The 5074-nt window shown below is 70.2% G+C and carries 5 protein-coding genes; all 5 read right to left on the bottom strand.

The features are described from left to right. Positions 1-1320 (bottom strand): pseudouridine synthase (locus tag LWW96_RS07960; protein WP_291485720.1); only part of this gene is annotated, 1320 nt, incomplete at its 3' end. After that, a complete protein-coding gene (gene scpB, locus LWW96_RS07955) occupies positions 1320-2252 on the bottom strand; it encodes an SMC-Scp complex subunit ScpB (RefSeq protein ID WP_291485718.1) in 933 nt (310 codons plus the stop codon). The genes scpB and LWW96_RS07960, both read right to left, overlap by 1 nt. Before the next feature lie 148 nt (positions 2253-2400). Continuing rightward, entirely contained in the window at positions 2401-3387 is a 987-nt protein-coding gene (locus LWW96_RS07950; RefSeq protein ID WP_291485725.1) for an RluA family pseudouridine synthase, read from the bottom strand. A gap of 59 nt (positions 3388-3446) precedes the next feature. Next, positions 3447-4355 carry a peptidoglycan DD-metalloendopeptidase family protein gene (locus LWW96_RS07945; protein ID WP_291485716.1) on the bottom strand — a complete coding sequence of 303 codons (909 nt, stop codon included), beginning with the start codon at positions 4353-4355 and terminating at the stop codon, positions 3447-3449. 12 nt (positions 4356-4367) lie between these two features. Continuing rightward, complete coding sequence (locus LWW96_RS07940; protein ID WP_291485722.1) at positions 4368-5048, bottom strand: protein-L-isoaspartate(D-aspartate) O-methyltransferase; 681 nt, start codon at positions 5046-5048, stop codon at positions 4368-4370. Positions 5049-5074 lie beyond the last annotated feature (26 nt).

The following is a 5074-nucleotide window of genomic DNA, read 5'->3' as shown; positions in this document are numbered from 1 at the left end:
GTCGCCCGGGCGGCCATTGCGACCCCGGCCCCGCTTGCCACCCGCCCGTCCGGCGGGCGGCTGCCCGTCGCCCGCGCGCCCGGCGCTGTCCGCGGAGTTCGCGCCCGCAGCCTGCGCCAGCGCGCGGATGTCGCCCTCGTCCAGCTCCAGCCACGCGCCGCGCTTGAGCCCGCGCGGCAGCACCATGGCCCCGTAGCGGATGCGGATCAGCCGGCTGACGGCATGGCCCACGGCTTCGAACATGCGGCGCACCTCACGGTTGCGGCCTTCGGAAATGGTGACCCGGTACCAGCAATTGGAGCCTTCTCCGCCGCCGTCTTCGATGGAGCCAAAGGAGGCCACACCGTCGTCCAGGCGAACACCGTCCAGCAGCTTCTGCTTTTCGTCGTTGCTGAGCGCCCCGAGCACGCGGACCGCGTATTCGCGCTCCAGACCAAAACGGGGGTGCATGAGCTTGTTGGCCAGTTCGCCCGAACTGGTGAACAGCAGCAACCCTTCCGTATTCAGGTCCAGGCGCCCGACCGACTGCCATTTGCCCTGCTGGAGCCGCGGCAGCTTGCGAAACACCGTGGGGCGGTTTTGCGGGTCGTCGTGCGTGACCACTTCGCCGACCGGCTTGTGGTACGCAATGACGCGCGCAGGCGGCGGATCGATGCGGTAGCGGATGGGCTTTCCATTGACCTTGACCTGGTCCCCGAACTGGATGCGCTGGCCGATGTGGGCCGGCTCGTTGTTCACCGAGATGCGCCCCTCCAGGATCAGCTGCTCCATCTCCAGCCGCGATCCCAGTCCGGCCTGGGCCAGCACCTTGTGCAGCTTGGGCGTTTCCACCTGGGGCAGGAGCACGCGCTTGGCAGGCACGGCCTCGGCAGAGGCTTCGTCCTCATCAAAGCGGCCCGACACCACGTCTTCGAACTGGTAGCCCTCCACGGACGGCGCCGCGGCCTTGCGGGCATCGCGGCCGCGCTTTGCCGGGCCACCGGCGGGGAAATTCGCCCCTGCCGGGCGCTGGCGCCCTTGCGGATCGGCAGGCGCAGCGACTGCCTCTGCGGGCGCAGGCTCGGACACCTCAGCCCCATCCACGGCATCGATCGCCTGGACCGCCGCCGGAGCTGTTTCGAAAGGCGCCACGGCGTCGGCGGGAACGCCGGCAGCCGAAGCCTCGGCCTCCGCGGCCGGCGCCTCCAGCGGGGCTGCAGACTCGGCCGTCTCGGCCTTTTTCTTGCGCGGAGCGCGCTTGGCCGCAGGCTTCTTGGGCGCGGCGGCTGCCGGTTCAGCCTCCGGCAGACCGGCCGGCGTTTCGAGCGTTGAATCGTTCATCAATGAGTTCCCTGGACATTGCCGTGGGCATCATCCGCACTGTCGTCGCGGACATCTTCTGTTTCCGCATCCTGAAAAAAATCATCCACCGGCGGCCACGCGGGCTTATCGGCCGCTGCAGGCACCTCTGGCACCTCTGGCACCTCTGGCACCGGCGTGGCCGCGGGGTCCGCGGCCAGCGCAACGTCCGGGGCTGGCGCATCTGCCGCTTCCGACGCCGGCATATCGACCTCGCCGGGGTCCTGCACCCTGTCGCCGCCCACCTCTGCAGCGTCGCCCGGGGCTGGCGGGTCCATCTCCACCAAGGGCTGCGGCGCCCTCTCGCTCGCACCCTCGGCTTGGGGCAGATCCTCCTGGACGGGCGGGTCGATCTCTCCCTGCGCAGCGGCGGCCATCGCCTCCAGCACGCTGGCGTTGCCGGACGGATCGTCCAGCACCGGCAACTGGTCCAGCGACTGCAGCCCCATGTCGTCCAGGAACTGCCGGGTTGTAGCGAACAAGGCGGGCCGGCCCACGGTTTCCCGGTAGCCAATCACCTCCACCCAGCCGCGGTCTTCGAGCTGCTTGATGATCAGGCTGTTGACCGTCACCCCGCGAATATCCTCAATGTCGCCCCGCGTCACGGGCTGGCGGTACGCAATGATGGCCAGCGTTTCCATGGTGGCGCGCGAATAGCGCGGCGGCTTTTCGGGGTGCAGCCGGTCCAGGTACTCGCGCATTTCGGGGCGGCTCTGGAAGCGCCAGCCCGTGGCCACCTGCACCAGTTCCACGCCGCGCGGCGACCATTCGAGCTGCAGGTCCTGCAGCAGCGCCTTCAGGGTATCGGACCCCAGCTCGTCGTTGAACAGCACCCGCAGCTCCCGCACCGGGAGGGGTTGCTGCGCGCAGATCAGCGCGGTTTCGAGGACCCGTTTGGCATCCACCGTGTTCATGGTTCAGCGATTCCTGGGAAAAATGCCACGCACCGCGTGGGCGGCATATCAACAGCAGGGGGCAATTCAATGGGGCGCTCTGCAAGGGCGCTGGCGCGTCGCACGGGCCCGGCGGTGTAACGTCTTCGGGCGGAGATCGGGCGGGCCGTCAGGGCGCATTGTAGCCGAGACCCCACAGGGCCAGGGCCTGGCGCATATCGTCCGGCACTTCGGCGCGGAACTCCAGCGCCTGCCCGGTGACCGGGTGGGCAAAGGCCAGGCGGTACGCATGCAGGGCCTGGCGCTGCAGGGCCCCCACGGGACGTCCTCCGTACAGCGCATCGGCGACCAGCGGGTGCCGCAGCGACGCCATGTGCACGCGGATCTGGTGGGTTCGGCCGGTGTGCAGGGTGCACTGCACCCAGCAGCCTTCCGGACCGCCGGCCAGCCAGCGGATGTCCGTGCGGGCCGGCTTGCCGGCATGGACCGCCAGGTCGACCACCGCCATGCGCAGCCGGTTGCGCGGGTCGCGCCCAATGGGGGCGTCCACCATGCGGGTGGGCGGGCCGGCCCACGCACCGTGGGCCAGGGCGACATACTGGCGCTGCACCTTGCGCTCAGCAATCAGCGCCACCAGCGCATCCATCGTGGCCCGGTCGCGGGCCACCACCATCAGGCCGCTGGTGTCCTTGTCCAGCCGGTGCACGATGCCGGCCCGCGGCACCGTGAGGGCCTTTTCGTCGCGTGCGAGCAGGCCGTTGAGCAGCGTGCCGCTCCAGTTGCCAGGCGCCGGGTGGACCACCAGTCCCGCCGGCTTGTTCACCACCAGCAGGTGGGCGTCCTCGTACACCACATCGATGCCCATGGGCTCGGGGCGGAACGCCTGGCTTTGGAGGGTGGGCCGCATCTCCAGCACCAGCTGGTCGCCCGCCTTCACCCGCGCAGAGGCCTTGGTTGCGGGCTGGCCGTTGAGGTGGACCAGCCCTTGCGCCAGCAGTTGCTGCAGGTAGCTGCGGGAGAACTCCGGGACCAGCTCGGCCAGCGCCCGGTCCAGCCGGGCGGCATGCTGGTCGGCCCCGACCTGCACGCTGCGGAGCTCGCCCGCGCCATCACCGGCCGGGTCTTCGCTCTCTTCCGCCAGCCAGTCTTCCGCCACCCCGGCTGGCTGCGGGGGACGGCTGCCAGCGCCCACGGGGATCAACGGCGCGGCCGGGATCAACGGGAGGGCAGGTAGCGCGACGGATCCACCGGCTTGCCCTGGCGGCGGATTTCAAAGTGCAGCTTCACGCGGTCGGCGTCGGTATTGCCCATCTCCGCAATCTTCTGGCCCTTGCGCACCGACTGGTCTTCTTTCACCAGCAGGGTCTGGTTGTGGGCGTAGGCCGTGAGGAAGGTATTGTTGTGCTTGAGGATGACGAGGTTGCCATACCCCCGCAGGCCCGCCCCGGCGTACACCACGCGCCCATCGGCGGCCGCGAGCACCGGGTCCCCGGCCTTGCCGGAGATGTCGTAGCCCTTGTTGCGCGCCTCGTCAAACCCCGCCAGCAGCGAGCCTGACGCGGGCCAGATGAAGGCCATCTCGTCCTCCCCGGCCGCGGGGGCCGTGGCGGGCGTGGCGGGGGCTGGGGCCACGACCGCCCCGGAGGCCGGAGACTTCGGCGCGCTGGCCGCCGACGCGGGCGCGCTGGCCGGCGCCGCCGGGGTGACCGCGGAAGACGTCACAGGGCGCGTGACCACGCCCGTGTCCGACGCCACCGCCTGCGATGCGGGAGCCGGCGGCACCACGCGCAGCACCTGCCCGACCTCGATCAGGTTGGGGTTCTCCAGGTTGTTCCAGCGGGCGACGTCCTTCCAGCTCTGGCCGGATTCCAGACCGATGCGAATGAGGGTATCCCCCGGCTTGACCGTGTAGTAGCCCGGCTTGCCGGCATTTTCGGCGCCGGGCAGCGGCTTGATCGGCGCGACCACCACGCCGGGCTGCGCAGCCGGGGCGGGCGCGGAGGTGGAAGTGGAGGTGCCCCGGTCTTCCACAGGAGCCTTGTTCAGCCGGGTGCCACAGCCGGTGAGCGCCAAACCCGCCAGTGCCACGGTAAACCCAGCCACAAGACCACGCGATACGAACATAAGCAATTCCCTTTACGCAATCCCCGATTTTAGGGGGACAAAATGCACGGGCTCGAGCACGTTTTGTTTCAATCCGTGCGGGGTTTTGTCGATCACAAGCAACACCTGCTGGCCGCCCGCCACGGCCATGGGAGCCACCAGCCGCCCGCCCACGGCCAGCTGGTCGCACCAGGCCTGGGGCACGGCATCGCCGCCGGCCGCTGCAATGATGGCCGCATAGGGCGCGCCCTTGGCATAGCCCAGCGTGCCGTCGCCAAAGAGCAGGTGGACGTTGGCCAGGCGAAACGGCCGCAGGTGGTGGCGCGCCTTGTCGTGCAGGCCCCGCAGGCGCTCCAGCGTGTAGACCTCGCGCGCCAGGAGGCTCAGCACCGCGGCCTGGTAGCCGCAGCCCGTGCCGATCTCCAGCACCCGGCCCAGCCCGCCGCGCGCGGCTTCCGCGCCCAGCAGCAGCTCGCACATGCGCGCGACCACGCTGGGCTTGGAGATGGTCTGCCCCAGGCCGATGGGCAGGCTCGTGTCCTCATACGCCTGGTTGACCAGCGCGCTGTCCACAAAGCGGTGGCGCTCCACCGTTCCCATCGCCTGCAGCACCGCCGGCGAGGTGATGCCGCCCGCCGCCAGTTTCTGCACCATGCGTGCGCGCACTGCCGCGGAGTCCAGGCCCACGCCCACCGGCGCCGGGGCCGGTGGCAGGCGCCGGCCGGCAGGCGCCGCGGGCT

Origin of the sequence: Acidovorax sp., assembly GCF_021287135.1 — a bacterium.
Classification (GTDB): Bacteria; Pseudomonadota; Gammaproteobacteria; order Burkholderiales; family Burkholderiaceae_C; genus Acidovorax.
The sequence above is the reverse complement of the archived record's forward strand: the minus strand, read 5'-3'. Positions and strand labels throughout refer to the sequence as shown.

Excerpts from the sequence above, each read along its gene's own strand:
- scpB (WP_291485718.1), bottom strand. The coding sequence starts at position 2,252 with ATGAACACGGTGGATGCCAAACGGGTCCTCGAAACCGCGCTGATCTGC.
- LWW96_RS07945 (WP_291485716.1), bottom strand. The coding sequence starts at position 4,355 with ATGTTCGTATCGCGTGGTCTTGTGGCTGGGTTTACCGTGGCACTGGCG.